The sequence below is a fragment of the Nocardioides salsibiostraticola genome, from assembly GCF_054783655.1.
The window spans coordinates 1-24760 of record NZ_BAAGQD010000006.1 but is presented as its reverse complement, the minus strand read 5'-3'; the positions used below and the strand labels follow the sequence as shown (position 1 = coordinate 24760).

The window sequence follows — 24760 nt, the reverse complement described above, 5'->3', positions numbered from 1 at the left end:
GTCTCGGACCTACTGGCGGTAGGCGGGGGCTGCTTCGTTGATCGCGTCGCCCATCCGGTGGATGCGTAGGGCGTTGGTGCTCCCCGGGATCCCCGGAGGGCTGCCCGCCACGATCACGACCAGGTCGCCCACCTGGACGCGGCCGATGCGCAGGAGTTGTTCATCGACCTGTCGCACCATCTCGTCGGTGTGTTCCACCATGGACGCCTGGAAGGTCTCTACGCCCCAGGTCAGGGACAACTGGGACCGGACCTGCCACTCCGGGGTGAACGCCAACACCGGGATGTGACTACGCATCCGGGCCAGGCGTTTCGCGGAGTCCCCACTCTGGGTGAAGGCGACGACGTACTTCGCGCTCATCCGGGAGGCAACCTCCTCCGCGGCCTTGGCGATCACGCCGCCGCGGGTCCGAGGCTCCCAGTTGATGGCGCCGAAGCTGCCCAGTGAGTGCTGCTCCAAGGCGTGTTCCTCGGTCGCCACGATGATGCGGGCCATGGTCTCGACCGTGAGGATCGGGTGCTCCCCCACGCTGGTCTCTCCCGACAGCATCACCGCATCGGCACCGTCCAACACCGCGTTGGCCACATCACTGGCCTCGGCACGGGTCGGGGACGGGCTGGTGATCATGGACTCCAGCATCTGGGTGGCCACGATCACCGGCTTGGCGTTGATCCGGGCCGCCTCCACGACCTTCTTCTGCAGGAACGGCACCTCCTCGAGGGGACATTCGACGCCCAGGTCGCCTCGGGCGACCATGAAACCGTCGAAGGCTTCGATGATCTCGGCCAGGTTGTCGATGGCTTGCGGCTTCTCGATCTTGGCGATCACCGGGACCAGGGTGCCGACCTCACGCATGATCGCCCGCACATCCTCGGCGTCGGCCGCGTTGCGGACGAAGCTCAACGCGATGAAGTCGACGCCCAGGCTCAAGGCGAAGCGCAGGTCGGCCTCGTCCTTGTCGGAAAGCGCCGGCACGGAGACCGCGACCCCAGGCAGGTTGATGCCCTTGTTGTCGCTCACCATGCCGCCGACCATCACTTCGGTCGTCACATCTGTGTCGCCGACGGCGGTGACCCGTAGACGGATTTTCCCGTCGTCGATCAGGATGGGATCGCCCGCGGCGACGTCACCGGGAAGTCCCTTGTAGGTGGTCCCCGCGATCTCGTCGTCGCCCGGCACCTCGCGGGTGGTGATCGTCCACTGCTGGCCCGAGGCCAAGCGGACCGGCCCCTTCTCGAAGCGCTCCAGGCGGATCTTGGGACCTTGGAGGTCAGCGAAGATCCCGACGCCGTTCCCCGTCTCGGCGGCCGCGGCCCGGACCCGTTCGTAGGACTGACGGTGGTCCTCGTGGGCCCCGTGGCTCATGTTGAGCCGGGCCACATTCATCCCGGCGTCGACCAGTTCACGGATGCGCTGATCCGAGTTGGTTGCCGGCCCCAGGGTGCACACAATCTTCGCTCTTCGCACGGGATCAACCTAGTGGATAGGAGTTGGATCGATACAAGGGGCCGGGCAACCAACGAGGTGTTTCAGACGACGACGGGTCGATCGGTGGGCTTGACCGGCGAGGGAAGCGCTGTGGAGCCCGTGAGGAACGTGTCGACAGCCGAAGCGGCCGCTCGTCCCTCGGCGATCGCCCAGACGATCAGTGACTGGCCACGCCCCACATCGCCCGCCGAGAAGACACCTTCGGTGGAGGTCATGTAGGACAGGTCGCGTGCCACGTTCCCGCGCTCATCGAGGTCGACCTCCAACTGGCCGATCAGCCCCGGGCCGTCGGCGCCTTCGTTCTCTGGACCGACGAACCCCATGGCGAACAGGACCAGCTCGGCCGGGATCTCCCGCTCGGAGCCCTCGATCTCGGTGAGCTTGCCGCCCTCGAAGACGACCTCCACCAGATGTAGGGCTCGGACCTGACCGGCCTCGTCGCCGAGGAACTCCTTGGTGGACACGGCGTACACCCGCTCCCCTGCCTCCTCATGGGCCGAGGAGACCCGGAAGGTCATCGGGTACGTCGGCCACGGCTGGCCGCTCGGGCGCGTCTCCGGTGGCTCCGGCATGATCTCGAGCTGCGTGATCGACGCTGCGCCCTGACGGGTGGACGTACCGAGGCAGTCGGCCCCGGTGTCACCGCCACCGATGATCACCACGTTCTTCCCGGTCGCGGTGATCTGGTCCTCGACCTCCTCACCGAGCGCGGTGCGGTTGGCCTGGGGAAGGAACTCCATCGCCTGGTGGATCCCACCCAACTGACGGCCGGGCACATCGAGGTCACGAGCTGCGGTGGCGCCCATGGCGAGCACGATGGCGTCGTACCGATCCCGGAGCTTGTCGGCCCCGAGATCCGAGCCCACGTCGACACCGGCCCGGAAGACGGTGCCCTCACGCTTCATCTGGTCGATGCGGCGATCGAGCTGCTTCTTCTCCATCTTGAACTCGGGGATGCCGTAGCGCAGCAGTCCCCCGACCTTGTCGGCACGCTCGTAGACCGCGACCGTGTGACCCGCGCGCGTCAACTGCTGGGCCGCGGCCAGTCCGGCCGGACCGGAGCCGATGACGGCCACGGTCTTGCCAGAGAGCCACTCGGGCGGCTGGGGACGGACATATCCGCGCTCCCAAGCCCGGTCGATGATCGAGACCTCGACGTTCTTGATGGTGACCGGGTCCTGGTTGATGCCCAGGACACAAGACGTCTCACACGGGGCCGGGCACAACCGACCGGTGAACTCCGGGAAGTTGTTGGTGGCGTGCAACCGCTCGATCGCCGCCTCCCAGTCGTCGCGCCAGATCAGGTCGTTCCACTCGGGAATCAGGTTCCCGAGCGGGCAGCCCTGGTGACAGAACGGGATCCCGCAGTCCATGCAGCGGCCGGCCTGCTCGGTGATGATCGGCAGCAGAGCCCGCCCCGCACTCTCGGGGTAGACCTCGTTCCAGTCGTGGATTCGCTCCTCGACGGGGCGGCGCGTGGCCACCTCGCGTCCGTTCTTGAGGAATCCCTTCGGGTCAGCCATGCAGAGCCTCCATCATCGCGTGGGCGGTGGCGTTCTCGTCGAGTCCGTCGGCCTCGGCCTTCGCCTTGGCCTCCAGGACGATCCGGTAGTCGCGCGGCATGACCTCGGTGAAGCGGGTCAGCGACGTCTCCCAGTCCTCCAGGAGGGCGGTGGCGACCTCCGAACCGGTCTCTTCGGCGTGTCCGCGCACCATCTTCTCGAGTTCCTCGGCGGCCTCACCCGTGACCGGGCCGAGTTCGACGAGTTCCTTGTTGACGCGAATGTCCAGCAGGTCCAGGACCCACGCGACACCTCCGGACATGCCGGCAGCGAAGTTGCGTCCGGTGGGTCCGAGGACCGCGACGCGGCCACCGGTCATGTACTCGCAGCCGTGGTCACCCACGCCCTCGGTCACGACCCAGGCCCCGGAGTTGCGCACGCAGCACCGTTCACCGACGCCGCCGCGCACGAAGATCTGACCAGCGGTGGCGCCGTAGGCGATCACGTTGCCGGCGATGATCTGCTCGTCGGCCTTGAAGGTGGCCGCCCGGTCGGGACGCACCACGATGCGACCGCCGGACAGACCCTTGCCCACGTAGTCGTTGGCGTCGCCCTCCAGCCGCAGCGTCATGCCGCGGGGGATGAAGGCGCCGAACGACTGGCCGGCCGAGCCGAGGAAGGTCACATCGATCGTCCCCTCGGGGAGTCCCTCTCCGCCATACTTCTTGGTGACCTCGTGGCCCAGGATGGTGCCGACGGTGCGGTGAACGTTGCGGATCGCGACCTGCGCCCGCACGGGCTCACCGGAGTCCAGCGCCGGTTGTGCCAGCGGCAGGAGTTCGGTGACGTCCAGGGACTTCTCGAGCCCGTGGTCCTGGGTCTTGGTGCACCGCAGGTCCTGGTCGGGGAACTTGCCCTTGTCCGGCGAGTGCAGGATCGGGGTCAGATCCATCCCGGACGCCTTCCAGTGGTTCACCGCCTCTGCGACATCGAGGCTTTCGACCTGGCCGATCGCCTCGTCGATGGTGCGGAAGCCGAGTTCGGCGAGCAGTTCGCGAACCTCCTCGGCGATGAACTCGAAGAAGTTCACGACGTACTCGGCCTTGCCGGTGAAGCGTTCGCGAAGGACCGGGTTCTGGGTGGCGACACCGACCGGGCAGGTGTCGAGGTGACACACGCGCATCAGGATGCACCCGGAGACCACCAACGGGGCCGTGGCGAAGCAGTACTCCTCCGCCCCGAGCAGGGCCGCGATCAGCACGTCCCGACCGGTCTTGAGCTGTCCGTCGGTCTGCACGACGATCCGGTCCCGCAGACCGTTGAGAAGCAACGTCTGCTGGGTCTCGGCCAGGCCGAGCTCCCAGGGTCCGCCCGCGTGCTTGAGGGAGGTCAACGGCGAAGCGCCCGTGCCTCCGTCATGCCCGGAGACCAGGACCACATCGGCGTGGGCCTTGGAGACTCCGGTCGCCACGGTGCCTACCCCCACCTCGGAGACCAACTTGACGTGGATCCGAGCCGCCGGGTTGGCGTTCTTCAGGTCGTGGATCAGTTGGGCTAGATCCTCGATCGAGTAGATGTCGTGGTGCGGCGGCGGGCTGATCAGCCCCACGCCCGGAGTGGAGTATCGGGTCTTGGCGACCCAGGGGTAGACCTTGTTGCCGGGCAGTTGACCGCCCTCGCCCGGCTTGGCGCCCTGAGCCATCTTGATCTGGATGTCGTCGGCGTTCGTGAGGTACTCCGAGGTGACACCGAACCGGCCCGAGGCGACCTGCTTGATCGCACTGCGCCGCTCGGGGTCGTAGAGACGGTCCGCGTCCTCGCCGCCCTCGCCGGTGTTCGACTTGCCGCCGAGTCGGTTCATCGCGATCGCCAGGGTCTCGTGGGCCTCCTGGCTGATGGAGCCGTAGGACATGGCACCGGTCGCGAAGCGCTTGACGATCTCGCTGATCGGCTCGACCTCCTCGATCGGGATCGAGGTGCGACCACTCTGCTCCGCGTCCTTGAACCTGAAGAGCCCGCGCAGCGTCATCAATCGGGCCGACTGATCGTCCACCGCGGCGGTGTACTGCTTGAACACGTCATACCGACCGGAACGGGTCGAGTGCTGCAAGCGGAAGACCGTCTCGGGATCGAACAGGTGAGGCTCGCCATCGCGACGCCATTGGTACTCGCCGCCGACCTCGAGCTCACGGTGCGCCGGCAGGATGCCGCCGCGGGGGTACGCCTTGGCGTGACGCCGCGACACCTCCTCGGCGATCACATCGAGTTCGATGCCACCGAGCTTGCTGGTGGTCCCGGTGAAGTACTGGTCCACGACCGACTGGGACAGCCCGACGATCTCGAAGATCTGTGCCCCGGTGTAGGAGGCAACGGTGGAGACGCCCATCTTGGACATCACCTTCAGCACGCCCTTGCCGAGCGCCTTGACCAGGTTGGCGACCGCCTGCTCCTGCTCGACCTTGACGTAGTGGCCCTCGCGAGCGAGGTCCTCCACCGACTCCATGGCCAGGTAGGGGTTGACTGCGGCAGCGCCGTAGCCGACGAGCAGGGCGACGTGGTGCACCTCACGGACGTCTCCGGCCTCGACCAACAGACCGACCTGGGTGCGGGTCTTCTCGCGCACCAGGTGGTGGTGCACCGCACCGGTGAGCAGCAAGGAGGGGATCGGCGCCAGCTCGGCGGTGGAGTGCCGATCGGAGAGCACGATGATGCGGGCGCCGTCGGCGATGGCCGCACTGACCTCGCGGCAGATCTCATCGATCCGGGTCGCCATGGCGTCGCCGCCACCCTCGACGTCGTACAGCCCACGAGAGACGTGAGTGATGAAGCCCGGCATGTCCCCGTCACGGTTGATGTGTCGGATCTTGGCCAGGTCGTCGTTGGAGATGACCGGGAAGGGCAGGACGACCTGTCGGCACGAGGCCGGGGTCGGGTCCAGCAGGTTGGCCTCCGGGCCGATGGTGCCGTTCAGCGAGGTGACCAGTTCCTCCCGGATCGCGTCCAGCGGAGGATTGGTGACCTGGGCGAACAGTTGCGCGAAGTAGTCGAACAGCAGCCGCGGCTTGTCGCTGAGGGCCGCGATCGGACTGTCGGTGCCCATCGATCCGAGGGCTTCTCCCCCGGTGTTGGCCATCGGGGTCAGCAGGACGCGCAGTTCCTCGTAGGTGTAGCCGAAGATCTGCTGACGCCGCGTGACCGAGGCGTGCGTGTGCACGATGTGTTCCCGGTCGGGGATGTCGTTGAGGTGGATCAGGCCGGCGTGCATCCACTCGCCGTATTTTTCCTCGGCGGCCAGATCGGACTTGATCTCCTCGTCCTCGATGATCCGGTGCTCGTCGGTGTCGACGAGGAACATGCGGCCGGGCTGCAGGCGGCCCTTCCGCACGATGCTTGCGGGATCGAGGTCCAGCACGCCGACCTCGGAGGCCAGGACGACCAGACCGTCGTCGGTGACCCAGTAGCGCGAGGGGCGCAGACCGTTGCGGTCCAGCACGGCGCCGATCTGCGAGCCGTCGGTGAACACGACACACGCCGGTCCGTCCCAGGGCTCCATCAGGGCGGAGTGGAAGGAGTAGAAGTCGCGACGAGCGGCGTCCATCTCGGCGTGGTTCTCCCACGCCTCGGGGATCATCATCAGCACCGAGTGCGGCAGCGAACGTCCGCCGACGTGCAGCAGTTCCAGGACCTCGTCGAACGACGCGGAGTCGGAGGCTCCAGGGGTGCAGATGGGGTAGAGCCGGTTCAGGTCACCGGGGATCAGGTCGGACTCGAGGAGCGCCTCACGGGCGCGCATCCAGTTCCGGTTGCCCTTGACGGTGTTGATCTCCCCGTTGTGCGCGATGAAGCGGAACGGGTGCGACAGGGGCCAGCTGGGGAAGGTGTTCGTGGAGAACCGCGAGTGGACGACCGCCAACGCCGAAGCGATGCGTGGGTCGACCAGGTCGGGGTAGAACTCGTCGAGCTGGTCGGTGGTGAGCATGCCCTTGTAGGCGATGGTGCGTGGGGAGAGCGACGGGAAGTACACGTCGGTCTCGAGTTCGGCACGCTTGCGCAGGCAGAACGCGACGCGCTCGAGCGCCATCCCGGTCAGTCGCTGGCCGCTGGCGGCGACGAAGAGTTGGCTGAACGTCGGCATCACGCCGAGCGCCGTCGAACCCAGGACCTCGGGGTTGGTCGGCACCTCGCGCCAGCCCAGGACGGTCAGGCCCTCCTGGGTGGCGATGGCCTCGATCGCGGCGCGGGTCGCTTCGACATGCTCGTCGTCGCCGGGCAGGAAGGCCGTGCCCACGGCGTAGGCGTTGGCGGGAGGGAGGTCGAAGTCGACGACCTCGCGCAGGAACCCATCGGGCACCTGCATCAGGATCCCGGCGCCGTCCCCGGAGTTGGGCTCGGCACCGGCGGCACCGCGGTGCTCCAGGTTGCGTAGGGCGGTGAGGGCCTTGTCCACGATGTCGTGGCTGGCCTCTCCGGTCAGGGTGGCCACGAAGGCGACGCCACAAGCATCATGCTCTTGCTCGGAGTCGTATAGCCCTTGGGGCGGCGGGAACGCGTGCTGGTACACCGGGTTCTCCCGTCGACGTCGGCGGTCCGCAGACCGCAACTGTTGGGCGCAAGGGACAACACTGGCCCACGCGGCGGAAGGTCGAGTTTAGCACCGGAAGGCCGGTGCGCAGTACGGGACCGATCAGCGGGCGCTGTCGTGGTCCGTCGGCTCGGTTGTGGGCTCGGTTGTGGGTTCGGTTGCTGGGTCGGTTGCTGGGTCGACCTCGACGGGTTCGCGACCGTCGAGATACACGCTCGTCTCGCGGGGCGCCCCGGCTCGTCCCTTGAACACGAGGTAGATCGCGGCTGCCACGAACAACAGGATCGAGACCCAGACGTTGAACCGGAGGCCCGCCACGTCGTTGAGTTCGACCGTGTCGATCCGGAGGTACTCGATCCAACCGCGGCCGGCGGTGTAGGTCATCACGTAGAGCGCCGCGACCCGGCCGCCGCCGAGGCGGAAGCGGCGATCGGCCCAGATCAGCAGGACGAAGGCAGCCAGAACCCACAGCGATTCGTAGAGGAACGTGGGGTGGAAGGTGGTGCCCTCCGGGAAGGCGCTCGTGTTCCCACCGGGGTAGTTCACCGGGTCGATCTCCAAGCCCCACGGCAGGTCGGTGGGGCGGCCGTAGAGCTCTTGGTTGAAGTAGTTCCCGAACCGGCCGATCGCTTGGGCGACCAGGACGCCGGGGACGATCGCGTCGAGCAGAGGGAGGATCCTGATGCCCTTGTGCCGCGCCCCGAGATAGAGGCCCAGCGCACCCAGGGCGACTCCACCCCAGATACCGAGACCACCCCGCCACACGTAGAGGGCTTCGATAGGTGACCGACCACCGGGGCCGTCGAAGTAGAGCCCCGCGTCCGTGGCCACGTGATAGAGGCGCGCACCGATGATGCCGAAGGGGATCCCCCAGACCGCTAGGTCCTGGATGTCTCCGGCCCGGCCACCGCGGGCGATCCAACGCTTCTCGCCCATCCAGACCGCCACGATGATGCCGACGATGATGCACAGCGCATAGGCCCGGATCGGGACCGGCCCGAGGTTCCACACCCCCTGGGAAGGGCTGGGGATGCTCATCGGGAGGGTGCTGCTCAGCAGCGCGGTCATTGTCAGAGTCATGGTCAGGCCTTCTCGAGCAGAGTGGTCAGGTCGGCGGCGTACTGGGCCGGCGAGGTGTCGTCGCGCCAGACCACCGGAGCGGTGTCGGTCCCGTCGATCGCGTAGACCGCGGAGGTGTGGCCACCGAGGTCATAGCCCCCGGAGGGAAGCCGTTCCCCCTCGTCGACGTAGGCGGCCAATGGCTTGCCGGCAGCCACGATGTCGTCGAGGTCGCCGGTCAGTCCGATGAAGGAGCCGGACTCGTCGAAACGGTCGAGGTAGTCGCGCAACGCCTCAGGGGTGTCGCGCGAGGGGTCCGTGGTCACGAAGACCAGGTCGACCTGGTCGCGGTCGTCGGGATCGAGGCGGTTGAGTCCGGTCGACAGGGACCCCATCACGGTCTGGCAGATGTCGGGACAGTTGCTGTAGCCGAAGAAGACCAGGGTGAGTCGATTGTCGGTGTCGGTGGCCAGGGAGTAGGGCTCGTTGTCGGTGTCGACCAGCACGGTCTGGGGTGCCGGCAGCGGGCTGTCGAGGACCCGGCCCGTGAACGGTTCCTGGGAGGCGTCCGCCGTGCAGGCCGTGGTGAGCACCAGCGCACTGATCAGGCCCGCGAGAGCCATGCGGGGCCTAGCCACGACGCACCCCGTCCGCAAGGTCCTCGGTCAGTGCCGTGAGCGCGCGCAGGCCAGCGGCCCGATCATCGAGGTGATCAAGCAGGACGCGAACGAAAGCGGACCCGACGATGACACCGTCGGCGTAGGCGGCAACCTCAGCGGCCTGGTCCCCGTTGCTGATGCCCAACCCGACGCCGATCGGGAGATCGGTGGCCTCCCGGGTTCGGGCCACCAGGGGCCCGGCGAGGTCGCTGGTCGCGGTCCGGGTGCCCGTCACACCCATCACCGCGGTGGCGTACACGAAGCCGCGGCAGGCGGCGGTGGTCATGTCGATCCGCTCCTGGGTCGAGGAGGGTGAGACGAGGAAGATCTTGTCCAGATCCTCACGGTCGGCCGCGGCGATCCACTCCGGCGCGAAGTCTGGGGTGATGTCGGGGGTGATGAGACCCGCTCCCCCGGCGCTGGCCAGGTCGCGAGCGAAGCGATCGACGCCGTACTTCTCGACGGGGTTCCAGTAGGTCATCACCACCGTGGGTGTCCCGGTCGCGGCGACGGCCTCGACGGTCCGGAGCACCTCCCGGGTGCGGGTGCCTCCCTCGAGCGCCATCTGGGCACCGGCCTGCACGGTGGGGCCGTCCATCACCGGGTCGGTGTAGGGCAGGCCCACCTCGATGACATCACACCCCGCCTCGACCATGGCCAGCAACGCGGCCTGGCCCCCGGCGATGTCGGGGAAACCTGCCGGGAGGTAGCCGACCAGGCTGGCGCGGCCCTCCTGACGGGACGTGGCGAAGGCACGGGCAACGCTCATCGCTGCACCTCCCTGCCGCCCAGACCGAACCAGGAAAGGGCGGTCTCCATGTCCTTGTCGCCGCGTCCGCTGAGGTTGATCAGCATGGTCGCATCGGGCCCCTTCTCCTGTCCCAGACGCCGGGCGACCTCGAGGGCCCCCGCGATCGCGTGGGCCGACTCGATGGCCGGGATGATGCCTTCGGTGCGGCTCAGGAGCGACATCGCATCCATCGCCTCGGAGTCGGTGACCGGTGTGTAGGTGGCTCGCCCGGTGCGCGCGAGGTGTGCGTGCTGGGGGCCCACTCCCGGGTAGTCCAGCCCGGCCGAGATCGAGTGTGAATCAATGGTCTGGCCGTCCTCGTCCTGCAGCACGAACGTCCTGGCTCCGTGCAGAACCCCGCTGTCGCCGGCGTGGATCGTGGCCGCGTGCCGCGAGGTGTGGACCCCGTCGCCGCCGGGCTCGAAGCCGTGGATCTCGACGGACTCGTCCTCCAGGAAGGCCTGGAAGAGCCCGATCGCGTTGGAGCCACCGCCGACACAGGCCGCGACGGCGTCGGGCAACACGCCGTACTTCTCCAGGCACTGGGCTCGCGCCTCGTCACCGATCCCACGGGCGAAGTCCCGGACCATGCTCGGGAACGGGTGCGGTCCGGCCGCGGTGCCGAAGAGGTATGCCGTGTGGTCCACGCTGGCCACCCAGTCGCGCATGGCCTCGTTGATGGCGTCCTTCAGGGTGGCGCTGCCGGATTCGACGGGAATCACGGTGCTGCCGAGCAGTTGCATCCGCCCGACGTTGAGAGACTGGCGTCGGGTGTCGACGGCGCCCATGTAGACCGTGCAGTCCAGACCGAAGTACGCCGCCGCCGTCGCGCTGGCCACTCCGTGCTGACCGGCGCCGGTCTCGGCGATGACCCGGGTCTTGCCCATCCGCTTGGTCAGCAGCGCCTGACCCATCACGTTGCGGATCTTGTGGGCTCCGGTGTGGTTCAAATCCTCACGCTTGAGCAGCACCCGGGCCCCGACGATCTCGGAGAGGCGCCGGGCCTCGTAGAGAGGACTCGGGATGCCGGCGTACTCGCGCAGGATGGTGTCGAAGTCCAAGCGGAACCCAGGGTCCGCCATCGCCTCGGTCCAGGCGTCGGTCAACTCCTCGAGCGCCCTGATCAGCGCCTCGGGCATGAACCGCCCGCCGAAGTCGCCGAACCAGCCCAGCTCGTCCGCGTCGTAGGTTCCTCGAACGGTCACGGGCGCGCTCCTTGCAGGTTCGTCATCGCGGCCACCGCGGACTGCGGGTCGCCGTCCTTCACGAGAGCCTCCCCGACCAGCACCGCACGTGCTCCCTGGTCGACGAAGCGGGCGACATCAGCCGGTCCGCTGATGCCGGATTCAGCCACGAGCACCCGGTCGTCCGGCACGAGGGGGGCCAGCCGGGAGAAGACCTCGTGATCGATCTCGAGGGTCTTGAGGTTGCGCGCGTTGACACCGATGAGTTCGCTGCCCAGCGCTACCGCGCGTTCGGTCTCCTGCTCGTCGTGGACCTCCACCAGGACGGTCAGTCCCAGCTCCCGGGCCTCGTCGTACAGGCGTCGCAGGGTGTTGTCGTCGAGGGCAGCCACGATGAGGAGAGCCAGATCGGCCCCGGCGACGCGTGCTTCCAGCAACTGGTAGGAGGTGACCATGAAGTCCTTGCGCAGGACCGGGACGCGGACCGCTGCACGGACCGCCACGAGGTCGGCGAGCGATCCACCGAAGCGACGCTCCTCGGTCAGGACGCTGATGGCGGCCGCTCCCCCGGCGGCGTACTGACGGGCCAGGTCTGCGGGGTCGGGGATGTCGGCGAGCCCTCCCTTGCTGGGGCTGCGGCGCTTCACCTCGGCGATCACGCTCGATCCGGCGCCGCGGAAGTGCGGCATCGGGTCGAGGGCCGGGGCGACGTCGCTCAACGCGGCGCGCAGGTCGGCCTCGGAGCGGTTCGTCTGACGGGCAGCGAGATCGAGGCGTACGCCGTCGATGATCTCGGCAAGCACGGACAACGGTCTCAGCCTTTCTGAAGATGGTCTGACGATGGTGTTGGGTGCGGTTCCGGACGGAGACGTCTCGCGAACAGCCTTTGATCTAGAAGTCTGGCACGGCCATCCCGACGGGCGGTGTCACGGGGCGAGCCAGGTGCCGATCGGGAGTGGGGTGTTGCGGAGCACCGTGAACACGGCGACCAGCGGCAGCAGGGTGTAGGCCACGACGAGCATCCGATGCCGACTCGGGGCGGGGCGTCGGGTGCCACGCCATCGGTCGGTTGCCCATCGAAGGAGGAGCAGCACCACGAACGGCATCGCCACCAGCAGCAGGAGGTTGCTGGAGACGGCGTCGACGAATCGGAGGTCGGTCAGGTCGTTGACCGCTCGCAGGCCACCGCAGCCCGGGCACCAGAAGCCCAGCATCGCCGAGGGACACAGCCCCCAACTGCCGGAGGCGTGGGGGTCGCGCAGATGCAACGCGAGCGTCACCAGTCCGAGACCGGCGATGGTCCCGACCGGGTCCACCATCCGGCGCCAACGGTCGGGTGCGTCGGCGGCCGAGGGACGCACCGCACCCGGGGCGGGGAGCACCTCGACCAGACTCATCGGGTCACGTCAACTGTGCATGCCGAGTTTGGCCATGACCCCGAACACCACGCCGGCGCCGATGACGACGGCCACGCCGACCCAGAAGATGACCATGTTGATGGGCGACAACATCAGGCCGACCCCACCGACCACGAAGCCGATCAGACCCAAGACCACGAAGGTCCAGGCCGCCGGGGTGTTGCCGTGGTTGTCAGACATCTGTGCTCCTGATGAATCGGTGTTCGGATCGAACTGAAGTCTAGGGCTCCGGGTCAGGCGGTGGGGTCGCGACCCTCGTCGATGGACTTCCACAGATCCAGATTCTGTTGCTCTGTATCGACGCCGGCGCCGGTGGCTGGGTCGGTGGTGGGGAGCGGCGCGGACGTCGGGGCGTCGTAGCGGGAGCTCATCTCGGGCCACGCGGCGACGTTGCGGAGAGCGCCCAGCGTGGCGATGACACAGACCACGGCGGCGACACCGGCGATCCAGAACCACACGGTGAAGTTCACCGTGGCCGAGTCCGAGGCCCCTGCCTCGGTGAGGGCAGCCCGCAGATCGGTGGAGACCTGTCCCCGGCCGATCACCACGGTGGCCACCGCGCCGAGGGAAGCGATCAGCCCGAGACCGGCGACCAGACGGCGCGTCGTACGCCGGGTCACCAGCACCACCCCCCAGGTGGCCAGGACGACCAGGCCCAGCGCGAGAGCCAGCGGCACCTCGCCGCTTCCCGAGGCGGTGACCGCCAGGGTGGCCTCGGTCGTCGGATCCACCGACCCGACGTCCGCCCAGGGCTGGTTGCCGGCCATCGCCAGCAGACCGGACGACGCGAGTCCGAGCAGGATCACCGGGCCGAAGGTTCGGCGTCGCGAAGTATCCCCCGTCATGTGAGGAGTCCGTCGTCGAAGCAGGTCCGGGCGCCGGTGTGACACGCGACGCCGACCTGATCGACCTGGACGAGCAGGGTGTCGCCGTCGCAGTCGAGTCGGACGTGCTTGACCCACTGGGGATGTCCGGAGGTCTCACCCTTGACCCAGTACTCGTTCCGGGAACGGCTCCAGTACGTCGCCCGGCCCGTGTCCAGAGTGCGCGCCAGGGCCTCGTCGTCCATCCAGGCGAGCATCAACACCTCCCCGGTGTCGTGCTGCTGGACCACGGCCGGGACCAGCCCGTCCGGCGTGCGCTTGAGGCGTTCGGCGATCGTGGGGTCGAGGGAGGTCACGAGCCCAGTATCCCCGGTCGGGTGCCCGCACCCTTCCCTGCACTGCCCTGTTGGGACTCCCAGGAGGCGTGCAGGCCGGCGTACACGCTGCCGGCCTGGGCCACCAGTTCGGTGTGGTGGCCGCGTTGCACGATGCGCCCCTGATCGACCACCACGACCTCGTCGGCGGTCTCTGCTGTCGAGAGCCGGTGCGCGATGGTGACCGAGGTCCGGCCGGACATCAGTCGCTCCAAGGCTCGCCCGATCCGTGTCTCCAGAGCCGGGTCCACCGCACTGGTGGCCTCGTCGAGCACCAGCAGGTCGGGGTCGGCGAGGTGGGCGCGAAGCAGCGCCACCAGCTGTCGTTCTCCTGCCGAGAGCGACTCTCCGCGTTGCCCGACCTGCGTCTCCAGGCCTCGCGGGAGCCCGGCGATCCAGTCGTTGAGACCCAACTCGTCGGCGCTCGCCCGGATCTCCGCCTCGGTGGCGTCCAGTTTCCCGTAGCGCACGTTGGCGGTGATGGTGTCGTCGAACAGGAAACCCTCCTGGGGGACGAGTACGACGGCGCTACGCAAGGAGGCCTCACTGATCCGGCGTACGTCGATGCCGTCGAGCAGCACCTCACCGGCGGAGGGGTCCATCAACCGCGTGAGGAGCTTGGCGAAGGTCGACTTGCCCGATCCGGTCTCTCCCACGATGGCCACGCGACGTCCGGGAGCGATGCCCATCGACACCGATCGGAGAACCAACGGTCCTCCCGGGTAGGCGAAGTCGACGTCGCGGAAGGCGACCTCGATCGGCCCACGGGGCAGCGGGGTGCCGTCGACGCCCGGGTCCACCAGGTCGGCCGGGGTCTCCAGGATCCCGATCACCCGACGCCAGCCGGCGATGGCGTTCTGGGCGTCGGTGAGGATCTGGGTGCCCAGCTGCACCGGCCCCACGAAAAGGGTCACCAGGAAGGCGAAGGCGATGACCTCACCGGCACTGATCCGGCCCGCGAACCCGAGCCAGATCCCGACGATCAGGACCCCGGCGTTGGCCAGCCCCGCGGAGAGCCCCCCGAGGGAGAACGAGACCGCGGTGAAGCCCTGCGCTCGGGTGCTTGCGACCCGGTGGGCATCGATGGCCTCGTCGATCCGGGACTGGGTGCGCCCCTGCACGGCGTACGAACGGACCACCGCGGCGCCCACCACGGGCTCGGAGATGGCGGAGAGCATCAGGCCGACCTGCCGGCGCACCACGCCGTACGCCGCGGAGAGCTTGCGCTGGAAGAAGCGCAGGCTCAAGAACAGCGGCGCGAAACAGACCCACACCACCAGGGCCAGTTGCCAGGAGTAGAAGACCATCACGACGGTGGCGATGAGGACCTGCCCGACGCTGATCACGAAGATCAGTCCCCCGAACACCAGGAACTGGCTGACCTGGTCGACGTCGCTGGTCACCCGCGCGACCAGCGCGCCTCGCCGTTCGGAGTTCTGGGTCAGCAGCGGGAGGTCGTGCACGTGGCGGAACGCCTTGACGCGCAAGGTGGCCAGCCCGTGCTCGGCGGTGGAGAAGAGCCGACTCGTCATCAGGTACGACGCGACGCTGGTGATCAGGACCCCCAGCCCGGCGGCGACCCCCATCAGGGTCACGAAGGAGACATCCGGTCCACCGGGTCCGTTCAATCCCCGGTCGAGGGTCTGCTGCACCGCGATCGGCACGATGATCTGCCCTACCGACGCCAACACGGCGAGCGCGAGCGTTCCGGCGAGGCCCTCGGTGAGTTCAGGTGAGTACTTCAGCCCACGTCGGATCGTCTCGAAGGCCTTGTAGTCCTCCCCGGTTTCCATCGTGGTGCTCACTGGTCCACCTCGTAGGCGTTGACGAGCCGGGCGTAGCGGGGGCTGCGGTTCAGCAGGTCCGCGTGGGATCCACGGTCGACGATGCGCCCATCGGCCAGGTGCAGGACCTCGTCGGCCAGGCCGATGGTGGCCTTGCGGTAGGCGACCACGAACAGGCTGGTCTCGGCTTCCCCCGGCGCGCTGCTGCGCAGACCGGCCAGGATCCGGGCCTCCACCTCGGGGTCCACCGCCGAGGTGGCGTCATCGAGGATCAGCAGCCGCGGCCGACGGACCAGGGCCCGGGCCAGGGAGATCCGTTGACGTTGTCCGCCGGACAGCGAGGTGCCCCGCTCCCCCAGTCGTGTGTCCAGTCCGTCGGGGAGGTTCGCGACGAAGGTGTCGGCCTGGGCGGTGCGCAACGCGCGCCAGACGTCGTCGTCGCTGGCCGGCGTACCGAGGGTCACGTTGTCGCGGATGGTGTCGTCGAAGAGGAAGGCCGTCTGCGGCACGATCGCCACCGTCTGGGCCAGGGCGCCGGGGCCGAGGTCGCGCAGGTCGACACCGTCCAGGGTGATGCGGCCTGCGTCGGGATCCACCAGGCGGGTCAGCAGCGTGGTCAGGGTGCTCTTGCCCGAGGCGGTCGCCCCCACCAGGGCGACCGTGCGGCCGGGCTCCAGGGTGAGGTCGAGTCCGGTCAACAGGGGTTGGTCGGGGGTGTAGCCGTAGTGCAGTTGTTCCACCACCAGTCGGGCGCCGTCCTGCTGCCTTGTCGTGGGAGCCGGGTGCGCGCCGTACTCCATCTGTCCGTCGGCGTCGAGGACCGAGCGGACGCGTGAGTACCCGACCACGCTGCGAGGGAACTCGCCGAGCAGCCAGCCGATGGAGCGGATCGGGAAGGACACGATGGTCAGCAGGTAGGCGACGGTGACCACGTCGCCCGCGTCGGCGTTGCCGTCGAGGACCCGTTGGACACCCACGGCCAGCACCAGGAGTACGCCGAAACTCGGTAGCGCGGCCAGCGCCGGGTCGAAGGCGGCCCGGATGCGGCCCACCTTGATGTTGACGTCCCGCAGTTCCTCGGCTTTGGCGGTGAACCGGGCGGTCTCCTCGGGCTCGCGGCCGAGGGTCTTGACGACCATCGCTCCGTCGAAGGACTCGTGGGCGATCTCGCTGACCTCGCCGCGCAACCGTTGAGCCATCGTGGCCCAGCCCTGGGCCTTGCGTTGGTAGATGACGTTGGCGGCGATGACGGCAGGGAAGATCAGGAGGCCGATAGCGGCCAGGACCAGATCAGCCGCCAACATCTGGGCGACCGCGATCACCATCATGGCCACGGTGCCCACGGCCATCGGCAGCGGTGCGATCGGTCCCCAGGCGGCTTCGACGTCGGCGTTCGCGGTGGACAGCAACTGGCCGGTGGGGTGACGTTGGTGCCACTCCATCGGCAGGGCGAGGTACTGCCGGGTCACCGCTCGACGGGTGCGGGCCTGCATCCGGTACTGCATGATGCCGGCGCCGAGGCGGCGGGCCACGATGCCCACGGCACGCAGGATCGCCACCCCGACGAACAGTCCGAGGATCGCCCAGAGCAGGTTGCCGTCGATCTCACCGTCGCGGAACGCGGGGAGGACGACGTTGTCGGTCGACCACCCGAGCACCCAGGCGTCGGCCACGGTCAGGGCGCCGAAGAGGACACTCCCCACGGTCGAGAGGGCGAAGACCCGGGGCTCGCGCTTGATCGCTACCCACAAGACGCCGAACCCCGCCTTGGTCGATCCCTTGCCGGTGGCGGACGCCTGCTCGGAGAGTTCGACCGGAGGGGTCGCCTCCACCGTGTCCTGCTGGGTCATCGGTTCAGCGCACCGGGTGACCCGCGGACGCCAGAGCGTCCTTGACCTCACCGACGCGCAGGGTGCCGAAGTGGAACACGGTCGCCGCGAGTACGGCGTCCGCACCGACGTCCACCGCGGGCGCGAAGTGCTCCAGCCGACCTGCCCCACCCGAGGCGATGACCGGGATCGTCACCTCGCGGCGTACGGCGGCGATGAGTTCGAGGTCGAATCCGTCCTGGGTGCCGTCGGCGTCCATGGCGTTGAGCAGGACCTCCCCCGCACCGAGTCCGGCAGCCCGGACCGTCCACTCCAGGGCGTCGAGACCCGACGACTTCCGGCCGCCGTGGGTGGTGACCTCCCACCCCGAGTCCGTTCCCGGAGCGCGTCGGGCATCGACCGAGAGGACCAACACCTGGTTGCCGAACCGATCGGCGATCTCGGCGACCAACTCGGGTCGGCGGATGGCGGCGGTGTTGACCGCGATCTTGTCCGCACCTGCTCGCAACAGCCGGTCGACGTCCTCGACCGACTTCACTCCCCCACCCACGGTCAGCGGGATGAAGACCTCTTCGGCCGTCTTCGAGACGATCTCCATGGTCGTGGCCCGCCCCTGGTGAGAGGCGGAGATGTCGAGGAAGGTCAGCTCGTCGGCGCCCTCCGCGTCGTAGAAACGGGCCAGTTCCACCGGGTCGCCGGCGTCACGCAACTCGGTGAAGTTGATGCCCTTGACGACCCGTCCGGCGTCGACGTCGAGGCAGGGAATCACCCGGATTGACAGGCTCATGAGGTCGCCTGCCGAGGACACGAGCACCACAAACTCGCGTGACCACACGGCGAGTGCGAGGCCCGCAGGCAGGCGCGCCGAATGAGCAAATTGGAACGGCTCATGAGGTCGCCTGCCGAGGACACGAGCACCACAAACTCGCGTGACCACACGGCGAGTGCGAGGCCCGCAGGCAGGCGCGCCGAATGAGCAAATTAGAACGGCTCATGAGGTCGGGGAGGTCTGGGAGGTCGGGGGGAGTGTCAGGGCCAACGCCTCGGGCAGGGTGAACCGGCCCTCGTAGAGCGCAGTGCCGATGATGGCGCCCTCCACGCCCTGCCCGACCAGACCCTGGAGGGCCTCGAGGTCGGCCAACTCGGTGATGCCACCGGAGGCCACGACGGGCCGGTCGGTCGCCGCGCAGACCGCGCGGAGCAGGTCGAGGTTGGGGCCCTGGAGCATGCCGTCCTTGTTGACGTCGGTGACGACGTAGCGGGCACAACCCTCACCGTCCAACCGGCTCAGCACCTCGTAGAGGTCGCCGCCGTCGCGGGTCCAGCCACGCGCGGCCAGGGTGCGGCCGCGTACGTCGAGCCCGACGGCCACCCGGTCGCCGTACTCCGCGATCGCTGCGGCACACCACTCGGGCTGCTCCAGCGCGGCGGTGCCGATGTTGACCCGTCGGCATCCCGTGGCCATGGCGGCCTCGAGGGACTCCTGGTCGCGGATCCCGCCGCTCATCTCGACGTTGATGTCGAGGCGCCCCACGATCTGGGCCTGGAGTTCGCGGTTGTGTCCGCGGCCGAAGGCGGCGTCGAGGTCGACGAGGTGGATCCATTCGGCGCCGGCGTCCTGCCAGCGCATCGCGGCCTCGACCGGGTCGCCGAAGTGCTTCTCGGATCCGGCCACGCCCTGGACGAGTTGGACGGCCTGACCGTCGGCCATGTCGACTGCCGGCAGCAGTTCGAGGTAGTCGCTCATCGGTTTCCTTTACTAGTGCGGTTCAACGTCGGAACATCAAGGTGTGCAGCACCGGTGCGCCCAGCGCCCCGGCGATGGCGACCATCGCGGTGAGGCCCCAGCTCTCGCTGAAGGCGTAGACCAGGACGATCGCTGCCATCACCAGGGCGATGACCAGTGAGGTCTGGCGTCGGCGACGTTCCGCGAGGGCCCCGGTCTGCCGGGAGGTGGAGGCAGGCATCAGTCGGGTGAGTGGAGCCGTGAGGCGCTCCCGCCGCTGCGTCGTACGCCGGGCGCGGGCCTCGGACGCCTCTCGCGCGGCGTGTCTGAGGTCGGCCTCGCGCTCGCGTTCGGCGCGAAGTCGAGCGCGTTCCTTACTCATCAGGACTCATCAGGACTCATCAGAACCAACGCAGATCACAGCGTCGCGACCCAGTTGCGCAGCAGGGCCGCGCCCGCGTCGCCGGACTTCTCGGGGTGGAACTGTGTGGCCCACAGGGGTCCGTTCTCCACGGCGGCGACGAATCGGTCCCCACCGTTCTCGGTCCAGGTCACCAACGGCTCACGGGTCTTCCCGTGGGTGACCAGATCCCAGGTACGCGCCGCGTAGGAGTGCACGAAGTAGAACCGTTCGTCAGCGAGTCCAGCGAACATCTGGGTCTCGCTGGGGGTCTGCACGGTGTTCCATCCCATGTGGGGGACGACGTCCGACTCGAGTCGGGTCACCCGCCCGGGCCACTCGGCACACCCGGCGGTGGTCACTCCGTGCTCGACCCCCTCCTCGAAGAGGATCTGCATGCCGACACAGATGCCGAGGACCGGCCGACCGCCCGCGAGACGGCGACCGATGGTGCGCTCACCCTTGACGGCGGTGAGCCCCTCCATGCAGGCGGCATACGCACCGACCCCGGGGACCACGAGCCCATCGGCCTCCAAAGCGGTGCCGAGATCGGCGGTCAACTCGACCGTCACGCCGGCACGCTCCAGTGAGCGCACGACGGAACGCAGATTCCCCGACCCGTAGTCGAGGACGACAACTGACTTCATGCTCACGTCCTACAAGGAACCCTTGGTCGAGGGCACGCCGGTCTCGCGAGGATCGATGGCGATGGCGTCGCGCAGAGCGCGCGCCACTGCCTTGAACTGCGTCTCGACGATGTGGTGCGGTTCGCGGCCAGCGAGCACACGAACGTGCAGGGCGAGGTGCGCGTGGAAGGCGAGGGTCTCGAAGACGTGACGGGTCAGGGAGCCGAGGTAGCCGACCGAGCCCGGGCCACCGCCGAGCGTGACGTACTCCTGACCGGCGGGTTCACCGGTGTGGACACAGTAGGGACGTCCTGACACGTCGACGACGGCCTGGACCAGAGCCTCGTCCAGGGGCACCGTGGCGTCTCCGAACCGACGCAGCCCGGACTTGTCCCCGAGCGCTTCGCGCAGGGCCTGGCCCAGAACGATGGCGGTGTCCTCCACGGTGTGGTGGGCATCGATGTGGGTGTCGCCCGAGGTCTGCACGGTGAGATCGAGCAGGGCGTGGCGGGCCAAGGAGATGAGCATGTGGTCGTAGAACCCCACACCGGTGGAGATGTCGTGGCGGCCGGTGCCGTCGAGGTTGATCTCGACCAGGACCTTCGACTCGTTGGTCTGCCGCTCGATGCGGGCGGTTCTACTCATCGGGATGCCTCTCTGGGCTGGGCGATTAGTTCGGTCAGGGCGTCCTTGAAGCGGTCCATCTCCTGCGTGGTGCCGATGGAGACGCGCAGCCAGCCCTCGGGACCAGTCTCTCGGACCAGGACGCCTCTGGCGAGAAGACCCTCCCACACAGCATGCCGGTCCCCGAAGGTCCCGAACAAACAGAAGTTGGCGTCACTGTCGGCGACGTCGAGTCCCTGGTCGCGCAGCCAGACGACCGTCTCGTCGCGTTCGACACGGAGCCGGTCGACCTGTCCGAGCAGTTCGTCGGCGTACTGCAGCGCCGTCAGCGCGACCGCCTGCGTCACCGCGGAGAGGTGATAGGGCAGGCGGACGACGCGGATCGCGTCGCAGATCGCCGGGTCGGCGGCCAGGTACCCCACGCGGGCGCCGGCCAGCGCGAACGCCTTGCTCATCGTCCGGGTCACCACGAGGTTGCGGTGCTCGGGCAGCATCTCCAGCGCACTGGGCGTGCCCACTCGGCGGAATTCGCCGTAGGCCTCGTCGACCACCACGATCCCCTGCTCCCCCACCGCCTGGCACAGGGCCGCGACCGCCTCGGGGGGCAGCGCCGTACCCGTCGGGTTGTTCGGGCTGGGCAGCAGCACGACCGAGGGCCGTTCGGCCTCCACCAGGGCGCGGGCTGCGTCCAGGTCGAGGGAGAAGTCGCTCTCGCGGCGTCCGGCGACCCAGGTGGTGTGGGTGTCGCGGGCGTACTCGGGATACATGGAGTACGTCGGGGCGAAGCTGATCGCCGTACGTCCGGGGCCGCCGAAGGCCTGCAACAGCTGGAGCATGACCTCGTTGGAACCGTTGGCCGCCCACACCTGCTCGGGGCGGACACCGTGGCCGAGGTAGTCGGCCAGCGCGGCTCGTAGCGCCACGAACTCGCGGTCGGGGTAACGGTTGAGAGATCCGGTGGCCGCAGCCACCGCGGCGCCGACGTCGGCCATCACCGCAGCCGAGGGCGGGTAGGGGTTCTCGTTGACGTTGAGTTGGACCGGAGCCAGCTCGGCCGAGAGCTGCGGGGCGCCGTACGGCTCGATGCCCTGGAGTTCCTCCCGCATCGGCGGGAAGGTCACGACTCCTCGACCGGCTGATCGAAGCGCACGCGGACCGCCGAACCGTGACCGGGCAGGTCCTCGGCCTCGGCCAGGGTGACGACGTGCTCGGCGACCTCGGCCAGGGCCTCGCGTGAGTAGTCCACGACGTGGATGGACTTGGTGAAGGCACGGACCGACAGGCCGGAGGAGTGACATGCGCATCCGCCGGTGGGCAGGACGTGGTTGGACCCGGCGCAGTAGTCGCCCAGCGAGACCGGTGCGTGGGCGCCGACGAAGATCGCACCGGCGTTGCGCACCCGGGCCGCCCAGGAAGAGGCATCCCTGGTCTGGATCTCCAGGTGTTCTGCGGCGTAGCCGTTGACGATGGCCAGACCCTGCTCGAGGTCGTCGACCAGGACGATCGCCGACTGAACGCCACCGAGGGCGGTCTGGATGCGGTCGGTGTGGCGGGTCGCGAAGACCTGCTTGTCGAGCTCGACCTCGACCTCGTCGGCCAACTGCTCCGAGGGTGTCACCAGGACGGCCGCGGCGATCGGGTCGTGCTCGGCCTGGCTGACCAGGTCCGCCGCGACGTGGGAGGCCACTGCGGTGTCGTCGGCCAGGATGGCGATCTCGGTGGGGCCGGCCTCGGAGTCGATGCCCACGATGCCCTTGAGGAGCCTCTTGGCGGTGACGGTGTAGATGTTGCCCGGTCCGGTGACCAGGTCGACCTTGCGGCAGGGTCCGACGCCGTAGGCGAACATCGCGATCGCCTGGGCCCCGCCGACGGCGTACACCTCATCGACGCCCAGCAGCGCGCAGGCGGCCAGGATCGTGGGGTGGGGCAGACCTGCGGCGGCACCGCCGAAGGACTCCTTCTGGGGCGGCGAGGCCAGTGCGATGGAGGGTACGCCGGCCGCCTGGGCGGGCACGACGTTCATCAGCACACTGGACACGAGCGGCGCGAGACCGCCGGGGACGTAGAGGCCCACCCGGTCGACGGGGACCTTGCGGTGGGTCACTCGGGCTCCGGGGCCCAGATCGGTGACGACGTCGGCCTCGACCTCGGCGGCACAGGTCAGGCGCAGTCGACGGATCGACTCCTCGAGTCCGGCCCGGATCTTCGGGTCCAGCGCCTCCAGGGCTGCGTGCGTGGCCGCCACGGGGACCTGGATGTCGTTGGGGTCCTCGACGCGGACTCCGTCGAACTTCTCGGCGAACTCCGCGATGGCCTCCAGTCCGCGGGTGCGGACCGCTTCACAGATGGCCTGGACCGCCGGAACGGCCGCGTCGACATCCATCTCGGCCCGGGGTACGGCGGTGCGGTAGTCGATGGGGCCGGCCTGGGCCGCCCCGCGCAGATCGATCCGTCGAATCATGTCTCAATCCTACGAGCGGGGGACACGTGCCGCCGAACCGGCGAGCGCCGGTGGGACGACGAGCCACGTCGGGTGACTAGTGTTCGAGTGTGTCCTCCACCCTGCCGATGTTTCCGCTCAACTCCGTGGTCTTCCCCGGGCTGGCGGTTCCGTTGGTCGTGTTCGAGGACCGGTACCGCGCCCTGGTGCGGCACCTCCTGCGGATCGAGAACCCGGCAGAGCGTCACTTCGGCACCGTGGCCATCCGCGAGGGGTACGAAGTGGGCGATGGCACCCAACACCTGGGCATGCAGTCCCTGTTCCGGGTCGGATGCCGCATGCAGGTCACCGACGTGGAGGCGAACCTCGATGGCACCTTCCACCTGGAGACCGTCGCCATCGATCGCATCCGCCTCGACGAACTCGACACCTCGGGGTCGTTCCCGGTGGGTCACGTCACCGACTATCCCGACGCCACCGCCCAGGTCTCCCCCGACATCTCGGAGATGGCCACCGCCACCTTCGCGGCGTACCGCCAGGTGCTCAGTGAGATTCACTCCGACCCGTACGACGGCGCGCTGCCGCAGGATCCGACGTACCTCTCCTGGACCTTGGCCGCCTGCGCACCGCTGCCGATGGGTGAGCGTCAGTCCCTGCTCGAAGCCGAGGATGCCGGCGAACGCCTCGGCCTGGTCACCCGGCTGTTGCGCGCCGAGCTCAAGGCCATGAACGTCATCCCGTCCCTGCCGGCCACCGATGTGGCCCGCACCCGCTGGTCTCCCAACTGAGTCCAGCGGAGCACGGTCGATGAGAAAGAAGCGGGCAACGGGGACACCGGCGTTGAGGGCTCTCGACGCCGCAGGGGTGGAGTACTCCCAGCACGAGTACCCCCACGATCCGCGGGCCGAGTCCTTCGGCCTGGAAGCGGCCGCGGCTCTGGGTCTGGATCCGGCTGTGGTGTTCAAGACCCTGATGGCCACCGTGGATGGCCGGTTGACCGTGGCGGTCGTCCCCGTGGCGGGCCGACTGGACCTGAAAGCACTCGCCCGGACCGTCGGTGGCAGCCGAGCCGCCATGGCTGAAGTGACGGCGGCCGAACGGGCCACCGGCTACGTCGCCGGTGGCATCTCACCGCTCGGCCAGAAGCGGCCCCACCCGACGGTGGTGGACGCCTCCGCCCTGATCCACCCGACGGTGTACGTCTCCGGCGGTCGGCGCGGCCTGGACATCGGTCTCGACCCCGCCGACCTGATGACTCTCACGACCGCAGTCGCCGCCCCCATCTCCCGCTGAGTCGGCGCTAGTTTGAAAAAACGCGCCGACTCAGGCCGTTTCAGGCGTCAAGTTGCGCCAGTGAGACTTTGAGATGCTTGGTGGGGGCGGTCTGACTCGAGTTGCGCCTGTCGTCTGTTGACTGACTTTGAGTCGATCGGTTCGGCCGTCTCCACCGT

23 protein-coding genes are annotated in these 24760 nt (G+C 68.5%); 2 read left to right on the top strand and 21 right to left on the bottom strand.

Annotation, left to right across the window (positions count from 1 at the left end; genetic code table 11):
• Nucleotides 1–9: 9 nt before the first annotated feature.
• The 21 genes from pyk to hisD all read right to left on the bottom strand — a co-directional run bounded on the left by pyk (nt 10) and on the right by hisD (nt 23330).
• Nucleotides 10–1467 (bottom strand): pyruvate kinase, encoded by a 1458-nt coding sequence (gene pyk, locus ACYVLV_RS04320; RefSeq protein WP_460807964.1) that lies wholly within the window; start codon nt 1465–1467, stop codon nt 10–12.
• Nucleotides 1468–1529: 62 nt separating this feature from the next.
• Nucleotides 1530–3011: a glutamate synthase subunit beta gene (locus ACYVLV_RS04315; RefSeq protein WP_460807963.1), complete on the bottom strand. Its 1482-nt coding sequence runs from the start codon at nt 3009–3011 to the stop codon at nt 1530–1532.
• Nucleotides 3004–7551, bottom strand: a complete 4548-nt coding sequence (gene gltB, locus ACYVLV_RS04310) for a glutamate synthase large subunit (RefSeq protein ID WP_460807962.1) — start codon at nt 7549–7551, stop codon at nt 3004–3006. Before gltB ends, ACYVLV_RS04315 begins: the two co-directional genes overlap by 8 nt.
• Before the next feature lie 123 nt (nt 7552–7674).
• Nucleotides 7675–8652 (bottom strand): prolipoprotein diacylglyceryl transferase, encoded by a 978-nt coding sequence (gene lgt / locus ACYVLV_RS04305; RefSeq protein WP_460807961.1) that lies wholly within the window; start codon nt 8650–8652, stop codon nt 7675–7677.
• 2 nt (nt 8653–8654) lie between these two features.
• Nucleotides 8655–9269 (bottom strand): SCO family protein, encoded by a 615-nt coding sequence (locus ACYVLV_RS04300; RefSeq protein WP_460807959.1) that lies wholly within the window; start codon nt 9267–9269, stop codon nt 8655–8657.
• Entirely contained in the window at nt 9262–10059 is a 798-nt protein-coding gene (gene trpA, locus ACYVLV_RS04295; protein WP_460807958.1) for a tryptophan synthase subunit alpha, read from the bottom strand. Before trpA ends, ACYVLV_RS04300 begins: the two co-directional genes overlap by 8 nt.
• Nucleotides 10056–11285, bottom strand: coding sequence for a tryptophan synthase subunit beta (gene trpB, locus ACYVLV_RS04290; RefSeq protein ID WP_460807957.1), 1230 nt, complete (start codon nt 11283–11285; stop codon nt 10056–10058). The genes trpA and trpB overlap by 4 nt, the downstream gene beginning before the upstream one ends.
• The gene (gene trpC / locus ACYVLV_RS04285; protein WP_460807955.1) at nt 11282–12073 is read right to left on the bottom strand and encodes an indole-3-glycerol phosphate synthase TrpC; all 792 of its coding nucleotides are present in this window, start codon (nt 12071–12073) and stop codon (nt 11282–11284) included. The genes trpB and trpC overlap by 4 nt, the downstream gene beginning before the upstream one ends.
• 117 nt (nt 12074–12190) lie before the next feature.
• A complete protein-coding gene (locus ACYVLV_RS04280; protein ID WP_460807953.1) occupies nt 12191–12661 on the bottom strand; it encodes a DUF2752 domain-containing protein in 471 nt (156 codons plus the stop codon).
• Nucleotides 12662–12670: 9 nt separating this feature from the next.
• A complete protein-coding gene (locus ACYVLV_RS04275; protein ID WP_460807952.1) occupies nt 12671–12862 on the bottom strand; it encodes an HGxxPAAW family protein in 192 nt (63 codons plus the stop codon).
• Between the two features lie 53 nt (nt 12863–12915).
• On the bottom strand, nt 12916–13527 hold the full coding sequence (locus tag ACYVLV_RS04270) for a Trp biosynthesis-associated membrane protein (protein ID WP_460807951.1): 612 nt from the start codon (nt 13525–13527) through the stop codon (nt 12916–12918).
• The gene (gene hisI, locus ACYVLV_RS04265) at nt 13524–13862 is read right to left on the bottom strand and encodes a phosphoribosyl-AMP cyclohydrolase (protein WP_460807950.1); all 339 of its coding nucleotides are present in this window, start codon (nt 13860–13862) and stop codon (nt 13524–13526) included. The genes ACYVLV_RS04270 and hisI overlap by 4 nt, the downstream gene beginning before the upstream one ends.
• A complete protein-coding gene (locus ACYVLV_RS04260) occupies nt 13859–15685 on the bottom strand; it encodes an ABC transporter ATP-binding protein (protein WP_460807949.1) in 1827 nt (608 codons plus the stop codon). The genes hisI and ACYVLV_RS04260 overlap by 4 nt, the downstream gene beginning before the upstream one ends.
• Nucleotides 15682–17514 (bottom strand): ABC transporter ATP-binding protein, encoded by a 1833-nt coding sequence (locus ACYVLV_RS04255; protein WP_460807948.1) that lies wholly within the window; start codon nt 17512–17514, stop codon nt 15682–15684. Before ACYVLV_RS04255 ends, ACYVLV_RS04260 begins: the two co-directional genes overlap by 4 nt.
• Before the next feature lie 4 nt (nt 17515–17518).
• Entirely contained in the window at nt 17519–18280 is a 762-nt protein-coding gene (hisF, locus tag ACYVLV_RS04250) for an imidazole glycerol phosphate synthase subunit HisF (protein ID WP_460807947.1), read from the bottom strand.
• 204 nt (nt 18281–18484) lie between these two features.
• Nucleotides 18485–19240 (bottom strand): bifunctional 1-(5-phosphoribosyl)-5-((5-phosphoribosylamino)methylideneamino)imidazole-4-carboxamide isomerase/phosphoribosylanthranilate isomerase PriA, encoded by a 756-nt coding sequence (gene priA / locus ACYVLV_RS04245; protein WP_460807945.1) that lies wholly within the window; start codon nt 19238–19240, stop codon nt 18485–18487.
• 22 nt (nt 19241–19262) lie between these two features.
• On the bottom strand, nt 19263–19601 hold the full coding sequence (locus ACYVLV_RS04240) for a hypothetical protein (protein WP_460807943.1): 339 nt from the start codon (nt 19599–19601) through the stop codon (nt 19263–19265).
• Between the two features lie 35 nt (nt 19602–19636).
• A complete protein-coding gene (gene hisH, locus ACYVLV_RS04235) occupies nt 19637–20266 on the bottom strand; it encodes an imidazole glycerol phosphate synthase subunit HisH (RefSeq protein WP_460807942.1) in 630 nt (209 codons plus the stop codon).
• A 9-nt stretch (nt 20267–20275) separates the two neighbouring features.
• Complete coding sequence (hisB, locus tag ACYVLV_RS04230; RefSeq protein WP_460807940.1) at nt 20276–20890, bottom strand: imidazoleglycerol-phosphate dehydratase HisB; 615 nt, start codon at nt 20888–20890, stop codon at nt 20276–20278.
• Complete coding sequence (locus ACYVLV_RS04225; RefSeq protein ID WP_460807939.1) at nt 20887–21990, bottom strand: histidinol-phosphate transaminase; 1104 nt, start codon at nt 21988–21990, stop codon at nt 20887–20889. The genes hisB and ACYVLV_RS04225 overlap by 4 nt, the downstream gene beginning before the upstream one ends.
• Nucleotides 21987–23330, bottom strand: a complete 1344-nt coding sequence (gene hisD / locus ACYVLV_RS04220; RefSeq protein ID WP_460807938.1) for a histidinol dehydrogenase — start codon at nt 23328–23330, stop codon at nt 21987–21989. Before hisD ends, ACYVLV_RS04225 begins: the two co-directional genes overlap by 4 nt.
• Before the next feature lie 89 nt (nt 23331–23419).
• Between hisD and ACYVLV_RS04215 the strand changes: the two genes are divergently transcribed.
• Both ACYVLV_RS04215 and ybaK read left to right on the top strand, forming a co-directional pair.
• The gene (locus ACYVLV_RS04215) at nt 23420–24097 is read left to right on the top strand and encodes an LON peptidase substrate-binding domain-containing protein (protein ID WP_460807937.1); all 678 of its coding nucleotides are present in this window, start codon (nt 23420–23422) and stop codon (nt 24095–24097) included.
• 19 nt (nt 24098–24116) lie between these two features.
• Nucleotides 24117–24602 carry a Cys-tRNA(Pro) deacylase gene (gene ybaK / locus ACYVLV_RS04210; RefSeq protein WP_460807936.1) on the top strand — a complete coding sequence of 162 codons (486 nt, stop codon included), beginning with the start codon at nt 24117–24119 and terminating at the stop codon, nt 24600–24602.
• Nucleotides 24603–24760: the final 158 nt, after the last annotated feature.

Excerpts from the sequence above, each read along its gene's own strand:
- ACYVLV_RS04315 (WP_460807963.1), bottom strand. The coding sequence starts at position 3,011 with ATGGCTGACCCGAAGGGATTCCTCAAGAACGGACGCGAGGTGGCCACG.
- lgt (WP_460807961.1), bottom strand. The coding sequence starts at position 8,652 with ATGACTCTGACAATGACCGCGCTGCTGAGCAGCACCCTCCCGATGAGC.
- trpA (WP_460807958.1), bottom strand. The coding sequence starts at position 10,059 with ATGAGCGTTGCCCGTGCCTTCGCCACGTCCCGTCAGGAGGGCCGCGCC.
- ACYVLV_RS04280 (WP_460807953.1), bottom strand. The coding sequence starts at position 12,661 with ATGAGTCTGGTCGAGGTGCTCCCCGCCCCGGGTGCGGTGCGTCCCTCG.
- ACYVLV_RS04275 (WP_460807952.1), bottom strand. The coding sequence starts at position 12,862 with ATGTCTGACAACCACGGCAACACCCCGGCGGCCTGGACCTTCGTGGTC.
- ACYVLV_RS04270 (WP_460807951.1), bottom strand. The coding sequence starts at position 13,527 with ATGACGGGGGATACTTCGCGACGCCGAACCTTCGGCCCGGTGATCCTG.
- ACYVLV_RS04255 (WP_460807948.1), bottom strand. The coding sequence starts at position 17,514 with ATGACCCAGCAGGACACGGTGGAGGCGACCCCTCCGGTCGAACTCTCC.
- hisF (WP_460807947.1), bottom strand. The coding sequence starts at position 18,280 with ATGAGCCTGTCAATCCGGGTGATTCCCTGCCTCGACGTCGACGCCGGA.
- priA (WP_460807945.1), bottom strand. The coding sequence starts at position 19,240 with ATGAGCGACTACCTCGAACTGCTGCCGGCAGTCGACATGGCCGACGGT.
- ACYVLV_RS04240 (WP_460807943.1), bottom strand. The coding sequence starts at position 19,601 with ATGAGTAAGGAACGCGCTCGACTTCGCGCCGAACGCGAGCGCGAGGCC.
- hisH (WP_460807942.1), bottom strand. The coding sequence starts at position 20,266 with ATGAAGTCAGTTGTCGTCCTCGACTACGGGTCGGGGAATCTGCGTTCC.
- hisB (WP_460807940.1), bottom strand. The coding sequence starts at position 20,890 with ATGAGTAGAACCGCCCGCATCGAGCGGCAGACCAACGAGTCGAAGGTC.
- hisD (WP_460807938.1), bottom strand. The coding sequence starts at position 23,330 with ATGATTCGACGGATCGATCTGCGCGGGGCGGCCCAGGCCGGCCCCATC.
- ybaK (WP_460807936.1), top strand. The coding sequence starts at position 24,117 with ATGAGAAAGAAGCGGGCAACGGGGACACCGGCGTTGAGGGCTCTCGAC.